Origin of the sequence: Streptomyces sp. M2CJ-2 (assembly GCF_016757295.1) — a bacterium.
Lineage (GTDB): Bacteria > Actinomycetota > Actinomycetes > Streptomycetales > Streptomycetaceae > Streptomyces.
The window spans coordinates 1-375 of the sequence record NZ_JAESIF010000309.1 but is presented as its reverse complement, the minus strand read 5'-3'; the positions used below and the strand labels follow the sequence as shown (position 1 = coordinate 375).

1 protein-coding gene is annotated in these 375 nt (G+C 70.7%); it reads right to left on the bottom strand.

The window, feature by feature from the left end:
* Positions 1-82: 82 nt before the first annotated feature.
* On the bottom strand, positions 83-375 hold a 293-nt coding region (locus JL475_RS39425; protein ID WP_202282984.1), incomplete at its 5' end, for a transposase.

The window sequence follows — 375 nt, the reverse complement described above, 5'->3', positions numbered from 1 at the left end:
TTCAGGGATCTTCGGCAGGTCGGGCACGTCCCGGCCCAGCAGGCCAGCAGGAACTGCAGCCCGGCCACGACCTGGTAGGTCGTCAGGCCGTGGCCGATGCTGGCGGGCACAGCCGCTCCAGGGTGCAAAACGCCTGCGCCACCGAGGCCAGGCTGAGATGCCGCAGAAAGCCCTGGTAGGTGCGTCCCTCGAAGTGGCCCAGCCCCAGGGCGGTCTTCAGCTCCCGGTAGTCGTGCTCGACCCGCCAGCGGATCTTCGCCGAGCGCACCAGACGCCGCAGGGGAACGTGGGCGGGCAGGGTGGACAGCCAGTACTTGGCCGGCTCCTTCTCGCCGGCCGGCCACTCGGCCAGCAGCCAGCACACCGGCAGGTCCT